Here is a 23,906-nt window from a genome sequence, read left to right as displayed (position 1 = left end):
TTTATGCTAAATTAATCATTAAAAAATTATTACACTCACAATATTTACTATGCGTGCATATAATTATGAAATAATAGTTTATTGGCAAAAATATTGATTATTTTATTACGAATTGCAATATAAGCTGCGATATTTGTTTTCTATTTGTTGTAAGATAAAATAGTTTTTGATTTATGTTTAATAGCTTTTCAAAGATTGATTGTATTTGTAGATGGATTATAGTTGAGGTTCGTCTGTTATTATTATTATTATAACTTTAGTAAGAATTTAATTTCTTTAATTAAATATAGTTAATTTTGTAAGTTTTTTTATATTTTTGAAAAATATAAAAACCTAATTTAAAAAAAATGAAAAAAATTATTTTATTGTTTTCCATGATTTTGGCTACAACATTTGTAGCAGCTCAAACCGATGTAATTTCAAAACATAGTGGAGAGGTTGTAAACGGGAAAGTTATGCGTGTTGATGAGTATACTGTTGTTTTTAAATACGATGGTGAGGATGCTGAAAACTCTATAGGAAAATATGCAATTGAAAAAATTGTTTATGGTAAAAGTGGTAGAGTTGAAGATGTTACGGAAAAAATCGTTGTTGCAGGAGAAGCTGATTGGGAAAAAGTAGTTATCCTTGAAGAGAAATCATATATTGCCGGTTTGAAAAAAGTAGGTGAGGTTAGAGGTAAAACAGGAATGATCAACTTACAAACAGGTAACACTGGTGACAAAAAAGCAGAAAAAAAGCTTAAAATGGCAGCTGCTATTTTAGGTTGTCCATTTATATTAATGACTTCTGATAAGACGACTGTTGGAGCAAATTCTAATCAATTTGGTGGAACACAAGCAATAAAAACTGGTTTAGGATATAAATACTAAATGTAGAATATTAAGATAAAAAATGCCTCGATATATCGAGGCATTTTTGTTTTTTTAAATTTAAAATTAGCTTTCCATGTACGTTTCAATCGGTGCGCAAGAACAAACTAAATTTCTATCTCCATATGCTTCATCTGCTCTACGTACGGTAGGCCAGAATTTATTTTCGGAAATGTATTCTAATGGGAACGCTGCTGCTTCACGAGTGTATGGGAAATTCCAAGTATCAGTAGTAACCATCATCAAAGTATGTGGTGCATTTTTCAATACATTATTTGGATTGTCTAAAGTTGCAACTTCAATTTCTTTTCGGATAGCAATCATCGCATCACAAAAACGGTCTAATTCCTCTAAATTTTCACTTTCAGTAGGTTCAATCATTAAAGTTCCGGCAACTGGGAAAGAAACGGTAGGAGCATGGAAGCCATAATCCATCAAACGTTTTGCAATATCAGTTACTTCAATTCCTTTTTCTTTAAATGGACGGCATTCCAGAATCATTTCGTGTGCCGCACGACCCATTTCTCCGGAATACAACGTATCATAATGACCGTTTAATTTCTCTTTAATGTAGTTTGCGTTTAAAATTGCATATTCAGTAGATTGTTTCAAACCTTCAGCACCAAGCATGCAGATGTAACCATACGATATCAAACAAACTAATGCAGAACCCCATGGCGCAGCAGAAATTGCCGTAATGGCGTTTTCTCCACCAGTTGGAATTACAGGATTTGTAGGTAAAAATGGAACTAATTGTGGCGCTACACATATTGGTCCTACACCAGGTCCGCCACCTCCATGAGGAATAGCGAATGTTTTGTGTAAGTTCAAGTGACAAACATCAGCACCAATAGTTGCAGGATTTGTCAATCCAACTTGGGCATTCATATTGGCACCGTCCATATAAACTTGTCCGCCGTTATCGTGGGTCAATTGTGTGATTTCTTTAATTGCGCTTTCAAAAACACCGTGAGTCGATGGGTATGTAACCATCAAACAAGAAAGATTGTCTTTGTGAAAAATTGCTTTTTCACGTAAATCTTCTACGTCGATATTTCCGTTTTCCAATGTTTTAGTAACCACAACTTTCATTCCTGCCATCGCTGCCGAAGCTGGATTTGTTCCGTGAGCCGATGATGGAATTAAAGCAATGTTTCTATGGTGATCCCCTCTTGATTGGTGGTAAGCACGAATTACCATTAATCCGGCATATTCTCCTTGAGCTCCTGAATTAGGTTGTAACGTAGTTCCGGCAAAACCAGTAATAACATTTAATTGTTGTTCTAATTTAGCCAACATTTCTTGATATCCTTGTGCTTGGTCTAATGGTGCAAACGGGTGAATGTTATTCCATTGTGCCATACTTAGAGGTAACATTTCTGAAGCAGCATTCAATTTCATGGTGCAAGAACCTAGTGAAATCATCGAGTGATTTAACGCTAAATCTTTTCTTTCCAGCATTTTAATGTAACGCATCAAAGCGGTTTCTGAATGGTGTTTGTTGAAAACATCGTGCTGTAAGAACGTTGATGTTCTGTTTACGTTTTCTGGGAAATGATTGGTTTCTGATAGACTTTCAATAGTGTTTACCGGAGTGCCATTTGCAGAAGCGAAAACAGCAATGATTTTATTTAAATCGGTAATACTTGTTGTTTCGTTTAAGGAAATTGAAATCGTATTGTCGTCTACGTAATAGAAGTTAATTTCGTTTTCTTCGGCAATCGCTTTTACTTTTTTGGCATCAGCCTTTACAACGATAGTATCAAAGAAAGCGGTATTGGTTTGTTGATAACCTGATTTTTCTAGTGCGTTTGCCAACGTCGCTGCAGAAGCATGTACTTTATCAGCGATGTATTGTAATCCTTTTGGACCATGATAAACGGCATACATTCCTGCCATAACTGACAATAAAACCTGTGCTGTACAAATGTTTGAAGTTGCTTTATCGCGCTTGATGTGTTGCTCACGTGTTTGCAACGCCATACGCAAGGCACGATTTCCGTCGGTATCAACAGTTACACCGATGATTCTTCCTGGCATACTTCTTTTGTATTCGTCTTTTGTAGCGAAGTAAGCAGCGTGTGGACCACCGTAACCTAACGGAATTCCGAAACGTTGTGTAGTTCCAAGGACTACAGCAGCGCCCATTTCTCCAGGAGGAGTCAGTTTTACTAAACTTAAAATATCAGCAGCAACAGCTACTTTTATTTCGTTTTCAGCAGCTTTAGCGATAAATGCGGCATAATCATAAACTTGTCCAAATTTGCCCGGGTATTGCAGGATTGCTCCAAAATATTCCGATGAAAAATCGAATGTTTCATGGTTTCCAACTACTAATTCAACTCCGATTGGTGTCGAACGCGTTTGTAAAACAGATAAAGTTTGTGGTAATATTTCTTCAGAAACGAAGAATTTATTAATGTTGTTCTTCTTTTGGTCACGAGAACGAACGTCAAAAAGTAATGCCATTGCTTCTGCAGCTGCAGTTCCTTCGTCTAATAAAGAAGCATTAGCGATTTCCATTCCAGTTAATTCGATAACCATAGTTTGGAAATTCAAAATTGCTTCCAGACGACCTTGAGCAATTTCAGCTTGATACGGTGTGTAAGCAGTGTACCATCCCGGGTTTTCAAAAACATTTCTTTGGATCACCGCAGGAATAATTGCTGCATTGTATCCTAAACCAATGTAGGATTGAAAAACTTTATTCTTATTCCCTAATTTCTGAATGTGATTTGCAAACTCATATTCGGTCATTGCAGGTTCCAAGTCTAAATCAGATTTTAAACGAATGTCACTTGGAATCGTTTCTTGAATCAATTGTTCCAGTGTTTCTGCCCCAATCGTCTTCAACATGTGTTCTAAATCATTTTCTCTTGGGCCAATGTGTCTTAATGCAAAAGCGTCTGTTTTCATTGTATATAAAATGGGTTGTGTGTTTCTTGTTTTAAAAGGCTGTAAAATTAAATATTAATATGCTATTAATTGCCTTTTTTTACTTGATTTTCTGTGAATTTTTCAACTAAAAGCCGTTCTTATTAACACTTTGATTAATTTTGTCTAATGAGGTTTTTTAAATTAATTTTTGATTTCTATATTAATAGTAGTATTCACGTGGCTTTTTCGTGTTATGCCTTGGTCAGAATGACGCAACACATGTTCCACATTCCGGAAGGCGATGCAGTTGCTCAGTTTGCTTTTTTCGGAACGATTGTCGGCTATAATTTTGTGAAATACGATGCTTTGGCTCGAGCCAAAAAAATACAAATGCGGAAGGAACTTAAAGCAATTACTTTGTTCAGTTTTTGTTCGTTTATTTTGGTTGGCTTTTATTTTTTTCAGTTGGAACGCGTTACCCAGATTGTTGCTATTGCTTTTTTGAGTGTCACATTGCTGTATACGCTTCCCTTTTTTCTAAATAAAAAAAATGCAAGGAATTGGGCTGGTGTCAAAATTTATATCGTGGCGTTGTGTTGGGTTGGTGTGACGTTGGGATTGCCAATTTTAGATGCGGGCATATCAATAAATCTGGATTTCTATCTAAAATGTATGCAACGCTTTGTTTTGATTTTTGTGTTGATACTTATTTTTGAGATTATTGATTTGGCGAAAGACGATCCACATCTTAAAACTGTTCCGCAGCAAATAGGAGTAAAGCGAACCAAAATAGTAGGGCTGTTACTTTTGATTCCATTTTATTTTTTGGAAATATTTAAAAGTAATTTTGACAAAAATCAATTGATTATCAACTTTATTTTAGTGATTGTCATTTCATTTTTTATCCTTTTTGCCAATGAAAAACGGTCTAAATATTACACTTCCTTTTGGGTAGAAAGTGTGCCGATAGTTTGGTGGTTTTTACTGTTGTTGTTTTAAATCTCTTTATTCATAGTCTTAATTTGTTGAATTATGAGAAAAACAGATTAAATATATATTTTGTTAAGTAAAAAGTATATTTTAGTGCTAAAATAAATTTTATTGTTAACCAAGCCAAATATTTAATTATGAATTCTACTTTAAATTTAAAACCTATTATTGTTGCGCCTATAGCGATTGGTCAAAATATACCTGCTAGTTTAATTAAGGCACCGGTTAATGATTTTTTAAGACCAGTTGCACCTCTAGTTACAGCACAATATATAAAGGATGCTGTTAATTTCAGAATTGTTGTTTTCATAGATAGTAATAACACTAAAGCACCTACACTTGGTGTAGCTAGCAATAATAAAGATTTCTATCTGCAATATGACTCTAGAGAGGAAGTGCCTAAAAGTTATACTGCATGGTATATTGATGTTTTTTATACTTGTAAATATGTAGATAAAGTTACAGTATATAATAATGATATTGACCCAGTAACATCCAGGGGTACTGAAACTACTGTACAACAAGGTTAGAAAAAATTTTTAGTTTAAAAATCAATTCACTTTCATTTTATTGTTGTATCCGCAAAATCTATTAGCAAGACAATAATGACTAAGATTAAATTATTTATTATTTCAATTTTGTTAAGTTACACTTCACCCTTTTTTTCTAAAGAACAATCAAATAGGGATTTATTAAGTGTTGAAATTAAAAAAAAAGCTAGAGAATTTAAAAAAGAAATCAATTTTAATAAAGCTCATTTGTTTTTTTTGAAAAAAAATTGGGATTCTACCTTGGTTTATTCCATGAAACAATTAAGTTTTAATAATCATGACAACGAACTTACAGATTACTGCCATTATTTTAGAGCGTTTAGTTTCAAACAAAAAAACCTTCTAAATGAAGCTAAAAATGAATTTAATGCAGTTTCTAATAAATTTCGGTTTTACTATAAAGTAAAAATGTATTTGGGGGAAATTTCATTAGAATTAAGGGATTTTTCAAAGGCCATACGTTATTTTCAAGAAATTGAGAAACTGACTAATGATGATGCATTCGATTTTAAAAGAAGCAATGTTTCTCATAATTTAGGGTTGTGTTATTTGCATCTTAATAAATTTGATAGAGCGGAAGAATATCTTTTTAAAAGTGCTGAATTGCAGCAATTGGAAAAAGATACTTTATTGCTCATAAGCTCTTATATGGATATCGCTAATTTGTACTATGTACAGTATAAAGATAGACAAGCCATTCCCTATTTTGAAAAAGCGTATTTATTGTCAAAAAAAGTAAAAGATTTTGAACTAAAAAGAAAAGCGGCCATAAATATGGCTGTTGTTGAGGAAAATAGGAAAAATTTCCCATTAGCTTTAGTATATAGAAAAGAATATGAATCTTGGAAAGATTCCTTAAATGATCAGAATAAGATATGGGCAATTGCTGAGTTGGAAAAGAAATTTACTGTAAAGCAAAAAGAGAAAGAAATTAAAGTACTTGAAGCCGAAAATCAGTTAAAAATTGCTGAAAGAAATGGCTTGTTCTATTCCTCGGTTTTGTTATTAATTTTGTTTGGAGCGGGTGTTTATTTCTATAAGCAAAAAATAAAACACAATAAAATCATCCTTTCACAAAAGGAAGAGTTAGATGAATTGAATGCAACAAAAGATAAGCTTTTTTCTATTGTTAGTCATGATTTACGTTCTTCCGTAAGTGCATTAAAATCAAGTAATGTTAAGTTGTTTGAAAATTTGAAACGTAAAAATTTTACCGAATTAGATAAATTACTTCATAACAATAGCGCCATTGCAAATGGAACCTATAATTTGCTGGACAATTTGCTTAATTGGGCTTTATTTCAAACCAAACAATTATATTTTAAGAAAGAATCATTGCATTTGTTTTCTGTAATTCAGCAAATTGAATTCAATTATAAATCTTTCATGTTAGATAAAAATATTAGTTTTGAAAATACGGTTTCTAAAAATATTTTTGTGTTTGCAGACTTGGATTCTCTAAAGATTATCCTTAGAAATCTTTTAGATAATGCTATTAAATTTTCTGAGGAGAATGGTAGCATATTGATTTATACACGCACTTCTAACAATAGTTTTTGTGATTTAGTAATTGAAGATTCTGGATTGGGAATGGATAAAAACACTCAGGAAGAACTCTTGAATGAAACTGTTTTACTGACTAAAAAAAAGAACAATGAAAATATTGGAACAGGATTAGGAATGCATTTGTGCAAAACAATGATTAAAAAGAACAACGGTAAATTAAACATTGAAAGTCAGGAAAATATAGGGACTAAAATAATTGTTGTTTTACCAAAATTTAAGAATCATGGATAATATAAATGTACTTATTATTGAAGATGTTTCTTCAGAAAGTGATGCGCTTGTAAAAGTACTTAAAGAGAACAATTATACAATTGTAGGAGTTGCAACCTCATTTAAAGAGGCAATATCTATGTTTTATAAAAAGACAGTAGATGTTTTAGTTATTGATGTTTTTCTAGATGGGAAACCTGACGGCGTAACCTTTGCGGAAACTATCAATGATATTCCGGGTGCTTTAAAACCATTTGTGTTTCTGACGAGTTCAAAAGACCGTCAGATATTTGAAAGAGCAAAACTTACCTCTCCTTTTAGTTTCTTATTAAAGCCATTTAACGAATTGGAAGTTTTATATGCCATTGAAATGGCTGTAGAGAAATTTTATGCTCAAACAAATGGTTTTTTTAGCGAAGATCAAGACACAGTAATAAGTAAAGAATACCTGTTTGTTAAAAAGAAAAATTCTTTAAAAAAAGTATTAATTGCGAATGTTTTGTATATCGAAGTTGAAGAAAGATATTGCAACATAGTAACCGAAAACGAAAAGTTTGTCATCTTAATTTCGTTAACAAAAATCATCGAGCTTTTGGATGCCGATAAATTTTGCAGAACCCATAGAAACTTCATTGTCAACAGTCAAAAAATAGAAGAAATACTTGTTTCCGAAAACCTTATTATTTTAAAAGGGAATCATAAGATCATGTTAAGTGATAAATATAAAGACCTCATAAAAAGATTTCATGTATTGAAATAATTTATCAGTGACGCTCTCATTCCTCATTGCTACTCTCTCCTTTTGGAGAGATTTTTTTTTATCCTAATTTATTGGTGCTTCATTTTTACTGCTTCATAACAGCAATCTCCGCTCTTATGCCATTTTTTTCTTTTCCCTTCCTATTCAAATGTAGTTTTACCACTGAAAATAAAATGAAGGCTAGCATTTATTTCATTTTCTTTTTTTAATAATGGATTTTAATTTTTTAATAACAAACCCACATGTGTTTACATGAAATGAACCGTTTTATTAAGAATTCTTCCAATGATTAGAAATAAATAAAACAGGGAATCCGAAAACTGAAAAGAGTAGGTAAACAGAATTAAAAAAAAATAATTATGGCATTAGTTTCATTAAAAAAAATCGAACAGGATACTTGGTTAAGAACAGGAGGAGGACCTTCGCGTGGCGGAGTATGCTATTATATGTGCAGTTTTTTAGAAAGTGATTTAGGAACCTGGAATAAACCAGGAACGTTTGTAGCTGCAGTTAGTTCCGCTCAAAACTTTGGAGCGGGAACTGCAATGATGAATTATGCAAAAGCACTAAGTTTAAAGAAGGCTCCACAAACAGCATTAACAGCATATCCGGAGACATCAGCTACAGGACTTGCAGCAAACAGGATATACAGAGCGGCATTATGTGTTGGGGCAATTGGAGATGCTATAGGCGAACCTAATCATGAAATTATTATTGTAACTGGAAACAATAATGACGTAGTATATTTTGAACCAAACTTTGGTTTTTTTCAGGCGAGCGATGCAGGTAAGAATAATGCACAAGCTATTGAGTTCTTTATCAATCAGCAATACGGAGCAAGTAATATGAAGGCTGGAAATTTTAAATACATGAATGTTAGAAGTAATACTGCTTCAACTCCAAAAGGTTTCCCAATATAGTGGATATCTAAATTGAAAACAGGGAAGCTGAAAACTGAATAGAGTAAGCAAAAATAAAAAACTAAATAAATTATGGACGATCAATTATTATCGATTGCACAGCAATTTTCAGGATTACCAATTGACTCACTTATTGGAGGGCCACTAATTGCCACAACTAAAGCCAATGCTAATATGGCTTTTACACAAACTCAGTTTTTATTAGACAATTGTTTTAATAAAACAACTGAAGGAGAAAACACGAATTATACGCCAATTATGATTCAGATGGTACTTACTAATAACGTAATTACACCAGCTGATCCTAACAAACCTGATTCAACTACAACAGTTACTCCTTTTAATACAGTATTTAATTTACCTATTCTGACTATTATGCCATTAAATTCATTGGCTGTTGAAAGTGTAGATGTAAATTTTGAAATGGAAGTACAATCAAGTTCAGCTCAAGATTCTCAACAAGATTCAAGCTCTGAAACTAAAGGAGAAGGTGGATTTGAGGCTAAAGTTGGATGGGGACCTTTTTCGGTTACAATTCATGGTTCTGCAAGTTACGATTCTAAAGAATCTTCTACGACAAGTAGTCATTACAAAAAAAGTAATAGTGCGAAATACTCTATTGCAGTGCATGCAGGTCAATTGCCTTTACCACAAGGAGTTTTAACGATTATTGATGCTTACAGTAAAAATATATCACCAATTCAATTACCTGCTGTTGCTCCAGCACCAGCTACATAATATAGTTTTTAACTAGATTGGAATTAATATGTCCAGAGGATAAACTCTGGACATTTTATCAACTTAAAACACATACATAGAGATGAATGATAAAGAAGATTTTAGCCATCAGGCCGTTTTAATAGAGGAACTTCTTGCTGCACCCTTTGTAGCAGCGACTAATGCGAATTCTAAAATGGCACAAGAACAAGCAAAATTTTTAATGGAAACCTGTTTTGATTCGGAAAACGGAGCGTTTTCTCCAAAAATGATCAGTTTGACTGTGAAAAATGCAAAGGAATCTGCAAGTGATCAAACGTCTGAATTAATAACTTTTCAATTGCCTTTAATTACTATAATTCCATTTAACTCGCTTTGTGTAAAAGATGTTTCGGTGAAGTTTGATTTAGAAATTATATCGCATGTTAATACTAATACAAATGATGATGAAAATGAGAAAGACAAAACGGTGATGAGAGGAAGTGTGGCATCTTCTAATGACGCCTCAGAAAATAATAAAACCCAAAGAAGAAATCAATCTAAGATGTCGGTAGAAATTAATGCTGGTTCAATTCCATTACCAGTTGGTTTAACTACTCTTCTTGAATTTTATACTAAAAATATTCAATTAAAATCCTAAAGTTATGATAGATAATTTAAAAATACCATGCCCAACATCTGAATGTAATTCGCAAATAGATTATAATGTAGCCGCTCTTATTGGAGGTGCGAGTTTCGGATGTCAAAAGTGTAGTGCTCAAATTAAAATTGCTAGTTCTAGTATCTCAGATTTAAAAACAACCTATGAAAAATTTCTAGATTTAAAAAATAACCTCTCAAAAAAGTAAATTATGATAAATTTTAGTAAGCTAGTTGAAGCAATAAATGAAGCAACAAATATTGCACATAGTTCATTGTTAGAAAATCATGATGATTTAATGGAATCTTACTTTGAAAAAAAAGAAGGAAGTGACAATTTTCAGGCCAAGATGGTTTCCATAAATTACCCCGTAAAAGCGCATGATAATTCAATAAAAAATGTAGCTGTAAATGTGCCATTGATAACATTAGTGCCTGTTTCAACTACAAGAATCGAGGAGTTAAAATTCACAACTAATTTAGAAGTTGCTTTAGAAAACGATGAACTTTTGGTGAGTTTTTCTAATGAAGAAGAAAGTAACAATCTGTTTAGTAAGAAGCGAAAATCCTCATTTGCAAAAATTGAAATAATTCTTAAACCGAATGAGAGCACTGAAGGAATTAAGAACATTATTGAAGGTTATGAGAAAATATTAAGAGCACAGATTCCAGGTTAAAAGCAATGTATTAAAAACAGCTAAACTTAAAACTGAATAGAGTAAGTGTGGAATTTTAAAATAAGATATATATGAATTTTTTATCCAAATTAATAATTTTTGTTATTATGTCAATAATTATTGCGATATCGCTTTTGTCATTTAAAATAATTGATTTAACAAATAGTTATAAAATGGCACAGAGCAAAGTTGAGAAAATAGATGCTAAATTAGATTTCATTTCAGCTAAGAAATCAGTTAAGAAACCTATTGAAAAACCAATCAGAGAACCAATCGGAAAACCAATCAGAGAACCAATCGGAGAACCAATCGGAGAACCAATCGGACAACCAATTGAAAAACCAAAAGAAGAGCAAGAAAAAGAATATTTTGGGATTGATGTTTCTCATTGGAATGGTGACATTATTTCGGAAATCTCAGAAAATAGTGAAATTAGTTTTATTATATGTAAAGCCACTCAAGGTGAAAAAATAATTGATTATCAATTTAAAAGAAACTGGACATTAACTAAAAAAAGAAATAAAATTAGAGGAGCTTATCATTTTTATATTTATCATAATGATCCTATTAAACAAGCAAATCATTTTTGTAATCAGGTTAATGATCTCCAAAAAACAGATATTTCATTAATTTTAGATATTGAAGAACTTAGTTTACCTAAAAATAATGTAAATAAGACTAAATTAAAAACGGATGTAATCAAATTTTTAGAACAGGTTGAAAAAAGAACAGGAAGAATCCCAATTTTATACACAGACTATTCTTTTGCAAATGAATACCTTAATGATATCAAGTTTATTAAGTATCCTTTATGGTTAGCGGAATACACAAAAAAGACACCAAGAATACCATTTGCTTGGAAGAAAACAGGATTAATGATACTTCAAAAATCAAATGATTATAGTATAAATTCAACTAAAGCAGATTATGATGTTTTTTTTGGAAAAAAAGAAGGTCTTTATAAATAGTTAAAATTAAATGTAAATTTTCTAGTCCTGAAAAACGATACAAGATTAGTGAAAAATGAATGTATAATTTTTAGACAATAGTGAGTGGACATTATAACTGCATTTTGGTTGAATTAGTAAACGATTAACTATAAAACTTATCTTTAGCAATGTTCATCAATTTGAGTTTATACAATAAATATAATATAGCTTCCTATTATTTAATCTAGGCATTGGTTTTCTGATTTCGATTACCATAGAGACTACTTGTTGTTATTTACTTTATTTACTGATTTTTATTCTAACTTTCCGATAACAGACTTGTCTGTCTATCCCGAACAAACAGCAAGAGAATATTACTATTTCTTGTTAAGTTTGTCTAAAATGGTCGATTGTTCGGGTGAAGATTTTTTCTTTTTGACAGTTAGTTTCTTAACAGGCAATTTGTTTTAGTGTTGGTCTAATTTTATCGCTACAGAGTATGTCTTTATCTTTGCTTTCTCTTTCTTACAGATCTGTTTAATATTCCAGCACCTACTTTTTTCGATATTAAAATAGTAGGTTTGTGCTTGGTTCTAATATTTATTGTGCCCAGAAGAATCTTTTGTATAGCCATATGACTTGTAGGACGAACAAACATACCGGAATCTTTATTATAATTAAATTTATTTACGTCTTTTTTAAATCCTTTTGTTATGGCATGATTTAGACGCGATACTATTTTAATGTTTTACTCGGTTATGACTTTAAGATTTACTTTTTTCAGCATAGGTTGTATCACAAATTATGTTTCCCGCGCCAAGTCACCGTTTCGTTGTAATTTATCAATCCGGAAGTAACGCCGTCAATAGCGATTTCTTTTGTAGGACAGGCAGATTTTTGATGCACGTCGATGTCTCTGGAAATGTCAAAAACAGTTTGTATGGGTGCATTTATTTTTGTCCGAATTTTTATTTGGGTCATTAAAGTTTTATTTTTCGTTTGTCTTCAATTGTGATTTTCGAGCCTATTGCCAGAAATACAGAAGTGGGTTTTAAATCTTTAATAAAAGCAAATTCTTTTCCATAAACACTTTCAAAATCAATAACGGATTCGTTTTTGGTTACTTCATATTGTTGCCATCTGGGATGTGTGACTTGGTATTCAAAAGTTTCATTTTCATTGATTTTGGTATAGCCAAAATAATGCTCCGTGATAAACTCAGCTTCAGAATCGGGTTCAATTGCAATAGGGTTTATACCGGTTTCAACATTAATAGTATTCCAATTATTATTTACCTTCCATTGGTATATAAATTCTCGGGAGTTTTCATTTACTTTCAGCGTATGTTTCATAGGTAAAGTTCGGTAATGCTCATTGTAAAAGGTATTTGCAACAAATGAAATCGCATATTTTGGAACAATTTCGCTGATAAAAACCGCGCCTCTTTTCCAAGCTCCATTTTCAAATCGTCTCACATAAAACCGAAGATTGACTTCTTCAAAATCAGAATGAAACGGTATTTTCATTCCTAAAACACGAACATTTTCAAATAGGAATCCAATAAAACTAACATAACATTTGCCGTTCCAGAAATCTATTTCCGTTCCTTTTGGCACATATTTTTGTAGAATTTGAGGATTGACTTCATAATTAATCATTGCTAAATTATTCCATTCGGCTTTTAAAAAACTCATCTTTTGTTGGTTTTGATTTTTGTAGCGGTATTGTAAGTCTATTAAAAAACCCGAAGTAACAGACATCGGGTTTTCAATAAATATTTTTCTAAAGCAATCCTGCTCTTCTTAATAGAGCTTCCGGTTTTGGTTCTTGTCCCCTAAAACGTTTGTACAAAATCATCGGATGTTCTGTTCCGCCTTTCGAAAGTACATTTTCCTTGAATTTGGTAGCCACTTCTTTATTAAATATGCCGCATTCTTGGAAATATTCAAAAGCATCTGCATCCAGCACTTCTGCCCATTTGTAACTGTAGTATCCCGAAGAATAACCGCCTTGAAAAATATGAGAAAATGAAGTGCTCATTGCATTTTCCTTTACATCAGGATACAATTGTGTCGCTGCAAATTGTTCGGTTTCAAAAGCCTTGATGTCTTTGATATTAGATGGATCTTGTGCATGCCAGCCCATATCTAATAATCCAAAACTCAATTGGCGCATCGTTGCCATTCCTTCTTGGAAACTCGCACTTTCTTTAATTTTATGTACTAATTCCATCGGAATCATTTCGCCGGTTTCATAATGATATGCGAATAAAGCCAATGCTTCCGGTTCGTAGCACCAATTTTCTAAAATCTGGCTTGGTAATTCCACAAAATCCCAGTATACCGATGTTCCTGATAAACTTGGATATGTGGTGTTGGCTAACATCCCATGTAAGGCGTGACCAAATTCATGAAACAAAGTCGTTACTTCATTGAAAGTTAATAATGATGGTTTGGTCTCGGTAGGTTTCGTGAAATTGCACACAATAGAAATATGCGGTCTTTCGTTACTTCCTTTTTTGATGTATTGCGATTTAAAAGACGTCATCCATGCACCGTTGCGTTTGCCTTTTCTTGGAAAAAAATCAGCATAAAAAACAGCAACTAGTTGGTCGTCTTCATCTTTTACTGCGTATGTTTTTACTTCTTCGTGGTATTTATCCACTTCAAAAATTTCTTCGAAAGTGATCCCGAATAATTTTTGCGCTACTGCAAAAGCACCGTCCAGAACTTTTTCTAATTGAAAATAGGGTTTTAATATTTCATCATCCAAGTTGAATAATTGCTGTTTCAATTTCTCGGAATAATAGGCACCATCCCATTTCTGAAGTTCCTCGATTCCCTGAAGTTCTTTTGCGAAAGCTGCCAATTGGGCAAATTCTTTCAAAGCTGCCGGTTTGGCTTTTTCTAATAAATCAGTCGAGAATGTTTTTACTTTTTCCGGACTTTCTGCCATGCGTTCTTCAAGCACAAAATGAGCGTGAGTGGCGTAACCTAAAACTTGTGCTCTGTCAAAACGTAATTTGGCAATCTTAAGCACGATTTCTTGATTGTCAAATTCATTATTTTGAAAACCTTTGGCGCCAAAAGCAATTGCCATTTTCTTGCGCAATTCACGATTATCAGCATACGTCACAAATGGAACATAGCTTGGGTAATCCAATGTGAAAATCCAACCTTCTTTTTCTAGGCTTTTAGCCAAAGAGCGAGCGGCTTCAATTGTTCCTTCAGGTAAACCGGCTAAATCGGATTCGTTTGTAATATGCAATTGATACGCTTGGGTTTCGGCTAAAACATTTTCGCCAAACTGCAAACTCAATTTCGATAATTCTTTGTCGATTTCTCGCAATTGATTCTTTTTGTCTTCCGGCAAATTGGCTCCGTTTCTGGAAAAGCTTTTGTATTTTTTGTCTAAAAGTGTGGTTTGTTCCGGATTGAGATGTAGTTTTTCGCGTTGCTCATAAACCGCTTTTACTCGGGAGAATAAATCTGGATTAAGACGTACATCGTTTCCGAATTCAGACAATAAAGGCGAAACTTCCTGAGCGATTTTCTGAATTTCGTCATTGGTTTCTGCTGAATTCAAATTGAAGAAAATGCTTGAAATTCTATCCAAAACATCGCCGCTGAATGCTAAAGCTTCAATCGTGTTTTCGAAGGTAGGTTTTATTGGATTTCTTACAATTGCATCGATTTCGGCTTTTGCCAATTCGATTCCTCTCTGGAAAGCTGGAAGAAAATCTTCATTTTTAATTTTCGTAAAAGGTGCTGTATTGTATTTTGTATTGAAATGGTGGGTTAAGATGCTCATTTGTATTTTTGATAAAATAATTCAATGTTTAAAGATATCAAAGGTACGGATTTAATAAAAAAAATGGGGTTGTCCAAGCAATTGATTTGGACCAAAATAGCGGATTCTAAAGTGTTATTTAAATGTTATTTATTTCTTTTGGCAGTAATAATGCCTTAAATTGTGAAAAAAATGATTGGTTTTATAAAAGACGAATCAGAAAAAATATAATAAATTAAAAGAAAAGATGAATTATCAAATTGCAATAAAGAGAGCGAATACTGTTGATGAGGTTGAAGAATATTGGACAAATGAAGATTATATAAAGCTATTGGAAAAATTCGATTATCCGGATGCTGCGGATGCTGATCCTTCCACTTTAAGAGAATTGTTGTTTATGGCAATAAGTGATTTTGAGCCCAGAGATGCGGCTGTTGTCGTATTAGAATATAAGTTGTCAGAAGATTTGAATGAAGGTCAGATTCAGCAAATTTCAAATGATATGTTTTTAGATAAAGTATGTGAAGAATATCCGGAAATAGGATTGCATTCTACTTTGTTTCATATTAATCAATTGCTTTTCAAAGCGTACAACGGTACTTTTCCAAATGCAAAAGCGACGATTATCGAATGTAGTTTTGCGCCAGCAGAGGGTGAGAATGAAAATGAATTGACAAAAGAAAGTATTTTAAAATTATTAAACAACGGATTGTCAGGTAGTAATTTGATTAAACGATTATTTGATAGTCAGATGACTGAGAATGCTCCTTTTCCAGAAGCCGAAGATATTTTATGGGATGTTAAGACTACGGATAAAGTGAATTATACGATTAAGACTTCTGAATATTGGTTGAGCAAGGACGATATTATTGCATCAGAATTTGAAGGAGTTCTTGAAATTGTGGTTGATGCTGAATAACTGTTTCAAGATTTAAATAAATGAAAAAAGCTCCTTAATGGAGCTTTTTCTATTTCTGTAAACTTTCAGAAGCGATGTTAACGGCTTCTTTCAATCCTGTTTTGTACTTAATTATTTTTTCCATCACACTTTTGTTGTGACTTCCTATGATTTGAGCGGCAAGGATCCCTGCGTTTTTCGCTCCGTTTAAGGCAACGGTTGCTACGGGAACACCACCGGGCATTTGAAGAATGGATAAAACACTGTCCCAGCCATCAATGGAATTGCTTGATTTTATGGGTACACCAATTACAGGAAGTGGAGACATTGAAGCGACCATTCCCGGTAAATGTGCAGCGCCGCCAGCACCAGCAATTACTACCGAAATGCCTCGTGTGTGAGCGTTATGACTAAAATCAAATAATTTTTCGGGAGTTCTGTGCGCTGAAACGATATCGACTTCAATTTCTATTTCGAATGCTTTTAGGATATCGATGGCTTCTTGCATGATTGGCATATCGGATATGCTTCCCATTATTACGGCTACTTTCATTGTTTTTTATTTAAAAATTTCAAGATTTAAGTATTTCAAGATTTTTGAGTAATTCAATTTAGTTGGTGTTCTGAATTTTTCAATCTTTAATTTTTTCAATCTTTCAATTAACTGATTACTCTAATCGTATTCTTTACATCTTCAGCAATTTTTCGCGCTTCAATGATGTCTTCGTTTACTATGGTTACATGTCCCATTTTTCTAAAAGGACGCGTTTGTTTTTTTCCGTAAATGTGTGGTGTAACACCATTCCAACCCAGTATTTTTTCTATGTTTTCGTAGACTACATTTCCGGAAAAACCTTCGGAACCAACTAAGTTTACCATAATTCCAGCTACTTTACTGTCCGTATTTCCCAGAGGTAAATCAAGAATTGCACGCAAATGGTTTTCAAATTGTGACGTATAACTGGCTTCAATGGAATAATGACCGGAATTGTGCGGGCGTGGAGCGACTTCGTTCACGAGGATTTCATCATCTTCAGTTTGAAACATTTCAACGGCTAATAAACCCACATGATTGAATTTCTCGGAAACAGTCAATGCGATTGCTCTTGCTTTTTCGGCTACTTTGTCATCAATTCTAGCCGGACAAATCACGTATTCCACTTGGTTGGCTTCGGGATGAAATTCCATTTCCACAACAGGATACGTTTTTATTTCACCGGAAGGATTGCGACAAACGATAACGGCCAATTCATTTTTGAACGGAACCATTTCTTCAGCAATGCATTCTACATTGGCTAAATTATCCAAATCCGAAATTTGTCGAATCACTTTTACGCCATTTCCATCATAACCAAATTCCGTACATTTCCATACAAACGGAAGTTTCGTTTTCGAATCCAGAATGTCAACAATTAGACTTTTTAGATTGTCAAAACTTTTGTAATTTGCTGTTGGTATGGCATGTTGAATATAAAAATCTTTCTGAATTCCTTTGTTTTGAATCAGTTTCAACGTTTTCGGTGAAGGAAATACTTTTAATCCTTCTTCTTCGAGTTTTACCAAAGCTTCCAGATTAACCAACTCAATTTCGAAAGTCAGAACATCTACTTTTTTACCAAAATTGTAAACCGTTTCAAAATCCATTAAATCCCCTTTGAAGAATTGGTCGCAGGCAATTTTACAAGGCGCTTCATCACTTGGGTCCAAAACATAAGTTTGTATGTCGAATTTTCGGGTGTCAAACAGTAGCATTTTGCCCAGTTGTCCGCCACCGAGAATTCCTAATTTGAAATCAGAAGAAAAATAATTCATGGTGTAGTTGTATGTTTAAGCAAAGATACTTTATAATGATTGAATCCAAAAATTCAATTTTAGTTTCTTTAAAATTTCACGCAGAAGAAGATTATAAGTTATTAGATATGAATATAGAATTCACGCTGTTCTAATTTACATTTCTTTTTTAGTAATAAAAATAGGTTTAATTTGCTGTGTTGTTCTTTTTTGTGATTTATATTTGCCAATAAAGTTTTATAATAATTAAAATTTGACAACTCTGAAAATTAATAACGAGTAGAGATGCGACTAGTAAAGTGGATTAAATTCATAAAAGAAAATATAAACTTCTATAGAGATGGTTTCTTCGAGTTACCGTATTTGTCTAATTCGCCTGAGATTTTAATAAAAAGCATTATCAATTCCCCTTCTTCTCGTCACGTTCGGGAACAGCAAGCCGTTTATAGGAATAATCCTTTTTCTAAAGGTGTACTGCATTATCGTGAGATTGAAGAAGGTTTCTGGATTATGGTGACTAGCATTAAGTTCAAGAAAAACACCATGCTAAAGGCCATTTATGATGAAGATGTTGTAAGCGACTATTACACACTTACCTTTTCAGTTTTTCAAAGCGAAGTGAAAGTACAGAATACATTTTGCGATAAAACGCCTTTTTCAAGTAAATATTGGGGGTTTAAAAAACCGGGGACTGAGATAGGTGCTTATTTTTATAAAGGTTCTGTTTGTGAATTTTATTTGTATGGATTCAGTAAAGAATGGGCGGAAAAAAAATTTTCTTTTAAAACTTTACCAGAAGACAATTCGATTAAAAATTTTCTAAATTCTAATAAAGGCTTTATAACATATCAGGACATTGTGCCTAATGCACAGGAATTGTCCAAAGAGATTTTAGAGAATTTGAAAACTTTTAAAAAGGATTTATCAAGTGAAGCTGCTTTAAAAGCCCAAACATTTCATTTAGTTTCTACTTTCTTTGAGAATGCTTTCGTTGATCAACGCATCGATAGTGATACTCCTATTGATACTCCTGATTATAGGAAAATTGCCAAAGCAGAAAAACTAATCATGGATAACTTAACAAATTCTTTTCTGGGAGTAGAAAATATTGCGCAACAGGTGGATATGTCTCCCACAAAATTAAAATCTGCTTTTAAATCTGTTTATGGAACTTCCATGTTGCAATACCAAAAAGAAAAAAAACTGCTTCTCGCCATGCAAATGGTTCAAAATACAGACATGCAAATGAAAAATATTGCTTTTGCAATAGGGTATACTAACCAGAGTAAATTTGCTGCCAATTTTAAAAAGCGCTTTGATAAACTTCCCTCAGAAGTGCGTTTTTTGTAGGTTTATAAATAGCGTTTAACAATATTTTTATAAATTATTTTGTTTTTTTTGGGATTATAATTCTTATTTATTTGCTTTTTTTTAATTTTAATTTTTTATAATAAATTAAATAAGTAATTGGTTTTCATTATTTTGTATAAAAATAAAAAATAATAATCTATTCTACTTTTAGAAAAAATAGAATTGGTCTTAATGGGCTGTCGATATGTCCTAATGGGCTATTCGATGATTTTTTTTCCTTTTATTTTTGCTTGCATATAAATCTAAACAAACTGGTATGAAATTAAAATTACTTTTTATTATGAGCTTTTTTTGTGTTTTGTATAATACAATGAATGCTCAGTCAGAATCCCAAGGAGAAATCATAAAGCAATGCGTTGCTTTACAGGAACTTCAGAAAAAAATCCCAAATGAAATTAAGCAAAGCATGAAAGACATCTTGATTTTGAATCAAGGTGCAAATTTTACCTTTGGTCAAGATTTAAGTATTGATGACAAGTCTGTACTATTAATTTCTGAACAGGAATTAATAAACAAAAAGGGAAATGGTTATTTTGTTTTTGATACTCTTACTATTGAAGACAGTAAAGCAACCTCAATTTATAAATTTGTTTATTTAAAAGATAACAAAGAAATTGCAGTTAGCGTTAGATTAACACTTGAAAAAAGTGCTAATAAATGGGGAATTGTTAATGCAATAATCGATTAAATTACAACAAATGAAAAATAACAAACTACTACAAAATTTATTAGCGAAAGCTTTTATACTATTTTTTACTTTTATCGCTTTGCAAGCGAGCGCACAAACCACAGCAGTTTCTGTTTTTAATTATCCTGGATTAAATGGTTCGTCAGGATGTGATGGAGAAAATGCAAATCTTATAGGAATTATTAGTGCAATACCAACTTACACAGTCGATAATTCGATAACCAGTTTTTCAAATGCTACAACACTTGCAACGCAGTTGGATGCTAGTGAATTTTTCTTCATGACCGATATGGAAACGCAAAATCCATCTAACACTACTTTTTTGCCTTTAGCATCAAGAGATGTAATTAAGAACTGGGTAAATGCTGGTGGCGTTATGGTGATGACCGGGACTTTTGGAACGTATGACACTGATTTTTTAAATTTAATTTTCTCTTGGAATTTAGGAACTGTAAGTACCTCTCCATGGGCTAAAAACACGGTTAATACAGCTGGTACGCCCTTTGATGGAGGTCCGGCTTCACTTCCTTACCTAAGTGCAACAGATGCAATTTCCCGTGGAACCGTTCCTGATTTTACGGCTATGTATGGAACGGATGCTAATGCTACCGTTGCAGTTATAAAATATGGCGCAGGTTCTGTAATTTTTATGGGATATGATTTTTATGATGCAGGTACAAGCTGTGGTCAATACAGTTCTAGTTGGGTTCAGAGTATTATTCCTTCGTCACTTAATTATGCAAGATTATTATCCAGTAGCGTTGATAATATCACGTACACCAGTGCTGATGTTAAATATTCTTTTGCTCAAAGTGGGACTACTTATTACGTTTTAGTGCCTGCGGGTTCTACTGCGCCTACGGATGCGCAAATAGAGGCGGGAACAAATTATTCAGGTGTAAGTGTAGCAGCGAGCGGGAGCAGTGCTACAACGGCAAATGTCGATCATGTTTTTAGCTTAACAGGACTTGTTTACAATACAAGTTATGATTTTTATACTGTCACAAAATATAATCTAGGATCTGGTGATGTTTATTCTGATATAGAACAGGTAAATTTTTCTACTTTAGATAATGACATACCTGTTGGTTCATCAATACCTAATCAACCTTTATTGTGCAAGAATACAGCTATTACTCCTGTTTCATTGACTATCACTGATGCGTATCCCGGTGACAATACCTTTACTGTTACAGGAACTTCTTCAAATAATAGTGTAGTGTCAGATAGTAACATTGTAATTACAGGATCAGGAAATTCAAGATCAATTGCAGTAACTCCTAACATGAATGCCACGGGGACAAGTACAATTTCAATCAGAATTCAAGACAGTTTATTAAAAGAGTCGACAGTGACATTTACGGTAAGTTTTGGAGACATAACAAAACCTACTCTTACTGCTGTTGCAAATAGAAATGAAAACCTCGATGCTAATTGTAGTTTTTCTATTCCTGATTATACCTCTTTAACTACTGCTGCTGATAATTGTGGAACTGTTACTGTGACACAATCACCTTTGGCTGGAACTATTATTAATAATAATGGAACGGTTCAAATGATTACTTTAACAGCTAATGATGGTAATGGTAATTTTGATAGTAAGACTTTTAATGTTACCTTGGTAGATGCGATAGCACCCATCGTTATTGCTAAGAATATTATAGTTGAGATAAGTGCTTCTGGAACTGCTACTATAACTGCTTCTCAACTTGATAACGGAACTACGGATAACTGTAGTACTCCAATATTAAGCATTGATAAAACTATGTTTACTTGTGAAGATTTAGGTGCAAATACAGTAATTCTAAGAGGTACTGATGCGGTAGGAAACTTTGCAAATCAATCTGCTATAGTTACAATTGTAGACAATATCGATCCTGTGTTTACAAGTGTTCCACAAATCAGTGTAAACACAGATTTAGATGCTTGTGGAGCTATAGTTACTTACACAAAGCCTATTGCTAATGACAACTGTGCAGGTCAATCCAATGTATTGTTGATTTGGGATGAAATAAACTCAAATACAACAAGTTTACAGAACGCATTGATTGCAGCAGGAAATACAGTAACACTTAGTGCTACCTCAGAGACTGAATACAATGGTACGAATCCTGCTTTAACAGGTTTTAATGCTGTTGTTCACTTAAATGGGACAACTTTTGGAACTGCCATGCCAATAGGAGGTCAAAACGCAATACTTGATTTTGTTTTAAATCAAGGTAAAACATATGTTACAGATGAATGGTCCGCTTTTGAGGCCGATGATGCTGGTACAATGACAGCGATGAAAGAGATAATTGTTTTGCAAAGAAATAGTGGTTTTACGGAACCAACTACTTATTCTCAGGTTTCTTCTCAAGCATCACATCCTATTCTTGCTGGAGTTCCTACTTCATTTAATTTGCCTGTAGCAGGAGGAAATATTGGATTTGCAAGAGTATATTCTAGCAATCAACCTATAGTATTGATGACTTCATCTCAAGGAGATGCTGTTGCTGTTAGGGAGTTTTCAAATGGAGGAAAGGCGATTGGTTTTCAAAACGCTGGAAATTTCAATGGTTCAACAGTCTTGTCAGATGTGAACATTCAAAAATTGTACAGTAATGCAGTTAGTTATGGTGCAATTGTACAATTGACTCAAACAGCAGGATTACCAAGTGGTAGTGTTTTTCCTGTGGGCACAACAACAAATACATTTACAGCTACAGATGCAAGTGGCAATATGTCAACAACAAGTTTTGATGTGGTTGTAACAGATAATCAACTTCCTATTATAGCTTCAAATGGAGATATAAATGTAAACACAGATTTAGATACTTGTGGCGCTACAGTTGTTGTTTCGGCTACAGCAACAGATAATTGTACTGTTGGATTACCAGCGGGAGTTCGTAGTGATGGTTTAGCGCTAGATGCACTTTACCCAGTAGGTACAACAACCATAGCTTGGAATGTTTTAGATGCTAACAGCAATGCAGCAGTTGAAGTTATTCAAACGGTAGTTGTAACGGATAATCAAGTTCCAGTTATTGTTTCAAATGGAGATAAAAATGTAAACACAGATTTAGATACTTGTGGCACAGCGGTTGTGGTATCAGCAACAGCAACAGATAATTGTACTGTTGGATTACCAGCGGGAGTTCGTAGTGATGGTTTAGCGCTAGATGCACTTTACCCAGTAGGTACAACAACCATAGCTTGGAATGTTTTAGATGCTAACAGCAATGCAGCAGTTGAAGTTATTCAAACGGTAGTTGTAACGGATAATCAAGTTCCAGTTATCGTTTCAAATGGAGATAAAAATGTAAACACAGATTTAGATACTTGTGGTGCCACAGTTGTTGTTTCGGCAACAGCAACAGACAATTGTACTGTTGGATTGCCAACGGGAGTTCGTAGTGATGGTTTAGCGCTAGATGCACTTTACCCGGTGGGGACAACAACAATATCCTGGAATGTAACAGATGCTAATAACAACAATTCGGTAGCGGTAACTCAAACAATAGTTGTAACTGACATTCAAAAACCAGTAGCTATTACAAAAAACATAACCGTTCAACTTAATGCTACAGGAAATGCTACAATTACTCCTGCTGACGTAAACAATGGTTCAACGGATGCTTGTGGAATTGCAACTTTGGCATTAGATAAGACTTCATTTAGT

The 23,906-nt window shown here is 33.3% G+C and carries 21 protein-coding genes; 15 read left to right on the top strand and 6 right to left on the bottom strand.

Going from position 1 to position 23,906, the window contains the following annotated elements:
* Nucleotides 1-347: 347 nt before the first annotated feature.
* Nucleotides 348-872, top strand: a complete 525-nt coding sequence (locus BC952_RS14310) for a hypothetical protein (RefSeq protein ID WP_121366267.1) — start codon at nucleotides 348-350, stop codon at nucleotides 870-872.
* Nucleotides 873-938: 66 nt separating this feature from the next.
* On the opposite strand, the gene gcvP is transcribed toward BC952_RS14310, so the two are convergent.
* Nucleotides 939-3,788 carry an aminomethyl-transferring glycine dehydrogenase gene (gene gcvP / locus BC952_RS14305; protein WP_121366266.1) on the bottom strand — a complete coding sequence of 950 codons (2,850 nt, stop codon included), beginning with the start codon at nucleotides 3,786-3,788 and terminating at the stop codon, nucleotides 939-941.
* Between the two features lie 147 nt (nucleotides 3,789-3,935).
* On the opposite strand from gcvP, the gene BC952_RS14300 reads away from it, so the two are divergent.
* From BC952_RS14300 to BC952_RS14255, 10 genes are all read left to right on the top strand, one after another.
* Nucleotides 3,936-4,748, top strand: a complete 813-nt coding sequence (locus BC952_RS14300; RefSeq protein ID WP_121366265.1) for a UbiA prenyltransferase family protein — start codon at nucleotides 3,936-3,938, stop codon at nucleotides 4,746-4,748.
* Nucleotides 4,749-4,876: 128 nt separating this feature from the next.
* The gene (locus BC952_RS14295) at nucleotides 4,877-5,269 is read left to right on the top strand and encodes a hypothetical protein (RefSeq protein WP_121366264.1); all 393 of its coding nucleotides are present in this window, start codon (nucleotides 4,877-4,879) and stop codon (nucleotides 5,267-5,269) included.
* A gap of 273 nt (nucleotides 5,270-5,542) precedes the next feature.
* The gene (locus BC952_RS14290) at nucleotides 5,543-7,087 is read left to right on the top strand and encodes a tetratricopeptide repeat-containing sensor histidine kinase (protein ID WP_244200161.1); all 1,545 of its coding nucleotides are present in this window, start codon (nucleotides 5,543-5,545) and stop codon (nucleotides 7,085-7,087) included.
* The gene (locus BC952_RS14285) at nucleotides 7,080-7,826 is read left to right on the top strand and encodes a LytR/AlgR family response regulator transcription factor (protein ID WP_121366262.1); all 747 of its coding nucleotides are present in this window, start codon (nucleotides 7,080-7,082) and stop codon (nucleotides 7,824-7,826) included. Before BC952_RS14290 ends, BC952_RS14285 begins: the two co-directional genes overlap by 8 nt.
* Nucleotides 7,827-8,185: 359 nt before the next feature.
* Nucleotides 8,186-8,746, top strand: coding sequence for a hypothetical protein (locus BC952_RS14280; RefSeq protein WP_121366261.1), 561 nt, complete (start codon nucleotides 8,186-8,188; stop codon nucleotides 8,744-8,746).
* A 72-nt stretch (nucleotides 8,747-8,818) separates the two neighbouring features.
* Nucleotides 8,819-9,484: a DUF2589 domain-containing protein gene (locus tag BC952_RS14275; RefSeq protein WP_121366260.1), complete on the top strand. Its 666-nt coding sequence runs from the start codon at nucleotides 8,819-8,821 to the stop codon at nucleotides 9,482-9,484.
* A gap of 82 nt (nucleotides 9,485-9,566) precedes the next feature.
* Nucleotides 9,567-10,103 carry a DUF2589 domain-containing protein gene (locus BC952_RS14270; protein ID WP_121366259.1) on the top strand — a complete coding sequence of 179 codons (537 nt, stop codon included), beginning with the start codon at nucleotides 9,567-9,569 and terminating at the stop codon, nucleotides 10,101-10,103.
* A 4-nt stretch (nucleotides 10,104-10,107) separates the two neighbouring features.
* Nucleotides 10,108-10,311 carry a hypothetical protein gene (locus tag BC952_RS14265; RefSeq protein WP_121366258.1) on the top strand — a complete coding sequence of 68 codons (204 nt, stop codon included), beginning with the start codon at nucleotides 10,108-10,110 and terminating at the stop codon, nucleotides 10,309-10,311.
* 3 nt (nucleotides 10,312-10,314) lie between these two features.
* On the top strand, nucleotides 10,315-10,779 hold the full coding sequence (locus tag BC952_RS14260; protein WP_121366257.1) for a DUF2589 domain-containing protein: 465 nt from the start codon (nucleotides 10,315-10,317) through the stop codon (nucleotides 10,777-10,779).
* A gap of 71 nt (nucleotides 10,780-10,850) precedes the next feature.
* Nucleotides 10,851-11,747 (top strand): GH25 family lysozyme, encoded by an 897-nt coding sequence (locus BC952_RS14255; RefSeq protein ID WP_121366256.1) that lies wholly within the window; start codon nucleotides 10,851-10,853, stop codon nucleotides 11,745-11,747.
* Nucleotides 11,748-12,503: 756 nt separating this feature from the next.
* On the opposite strand, the gene BC952_RS14250 is transcribed toward BC952_RS14255, so the two are convergent.
* From BC952_RS14250 to BC952_RS14240, 3 genes are all read right to left on the bottom strand, one after another.
* Nucleotides 12,504-12,689, bottom strand: a complete 186-nt coding sequence (locus BC952_RS14250; protein ID WP_208639993.1) for an SRPBCC family protein — start codon at nucleotides 12,687-12,689, stop codon at nucleotides 12,504-12,506.
* Nucleotides 12,689-13,402 (bottom strand): YqjF family protein, encoded by a 714-nt coding sequence (locus BC952_RS14245; protein ID WP_121366299.1) that lies wholly within the window; start codon nucleotides 13,400-13,402, stop codon nucleotides 12,689-12,691. The genes BC952_RS14250 and BC952_RS14245 overlap by 1 nt, the downstream gene beginning before the upstream one ends.
* 88 nt (nucleotides 13,403-13,490) lie before the next feature.
* Entirely contained in the window at nucleotides 13,491-15,518 is a 2,028-nt protein-coding gene (locus BC952_RS14240; RefSeq protein WP_121366255.1) for a M3 family metallopeptidase, read from the bottom strand.
* Nucleotides 15,519-15,744: 226 nt separating this feature from the next.
* On the opposite strand from BC952_RS14240, the gene BC952_RS14235 reads away from it, so the two are divergent.
* The gene (locus tag BC952_RS14235; protein WP_121366254.1) at nucleotides 15,745-16,416 is read left to right on the top strand and encodes a hypothetical protein; all 672 of its coding nucleotides are present in this window, start codon (nucleotides 15,745-15,747) and stop codon (nucleotides 16,414-16,416) included.
* Nucleotides 16,417-16,465: 49 nt separating this feature from the next.
* Here BC952_RS14235 and purE read toward each other — a convergent pair whose 3' ends face one another.
* Together purE and BC952_RS14225 are read right to left on the bottom strand one after the other, a co-directional pair.
* Nucleotides 16,466-16,948: a 5-(carboxyamino)imidazole ribonucleotide mutase gene (purE, locus tag BC952_RS14230; protein ID WP_121366253.1), complete on the bottom strand. Its 483-nt coding sequence runs from the start codon at nucleotides 16,946-16,948 to the stop codon at nucleotides 16,466-16,468.
* 107 nt (nucleotides 16,949-17,055) lie between these two features.
* Nucleotides 17,056-18,207 carry a 5-(carboxyamino)imidazole ribonucleotide synthase gene (locus BC952_RS14225; RefSeq protein WP_121366252.1) on the bottom strand — a complete coding sequence of 384 codons (1,152 nt, stop codon included), beginning with the start codon at nucleotides 18,205-18,207 and terminating at the stop codon, nucleotides 17,056-17,058.
* A 264-nt stretch (nucleotides 18,208-18,471) separates the two neighbouring features.
* On the opposite strand from BC952_RS14225, the gene BC952_RS14220 reads away from it, so the two are divergent.
* The 3 genes from BC952_RS14220 to BC952_RS15110 form a co-directional block, all read left to right on the top strand.
* Entirely contained in the window at nucleotides 18,472-19,536 is a 1,065-nt protein-coding gene (locus tag BC952_RS14220; protein WP_121366251.1) for a helix-turn-helix domain-containing protein, read from the top strand.
* A gap of 277 nt (nucleotides 19,537-19,813) precedes the next feature.
* Nucleotides 19,814-20,245 carry a hypothetical protein gene (locus tag BC952_RS14215; protein WP_121366250.1) on the top strand — a complete coding sequence of 144 codons (432 nt, stop codon included), beginning with the start codon at nucleotides 19,814-19,816 and terminating at the stop codon, nucleotides 20,243-20,245.
* Nucleotides 20,246-20,255: 10 nt separating this feature from the next.
* A partial coding sequence (locus BC952_RS15110; RefSeq protein WP_121366249.1) for a beta strand repeat-containing protein occupies nucleotides 20,256-23,906 on the top strand: 3,651 nt, incomplete at its 3' end.

It is taken from the genome of Flavobacterium limicola (genome assembly GCF_003634755.1).
Taxonomy (GTDB): Bacteria; Bacteroidota; Bacteroidia; order Flavobacteriales; family Flavobacteriaceae; genus Flavobacterium; species Flavobacterium limicola.
Note: the sequence above shows the minus strand (reverse complement) of the source record. Positions and strands in the feature narration are given on the sequence as shown.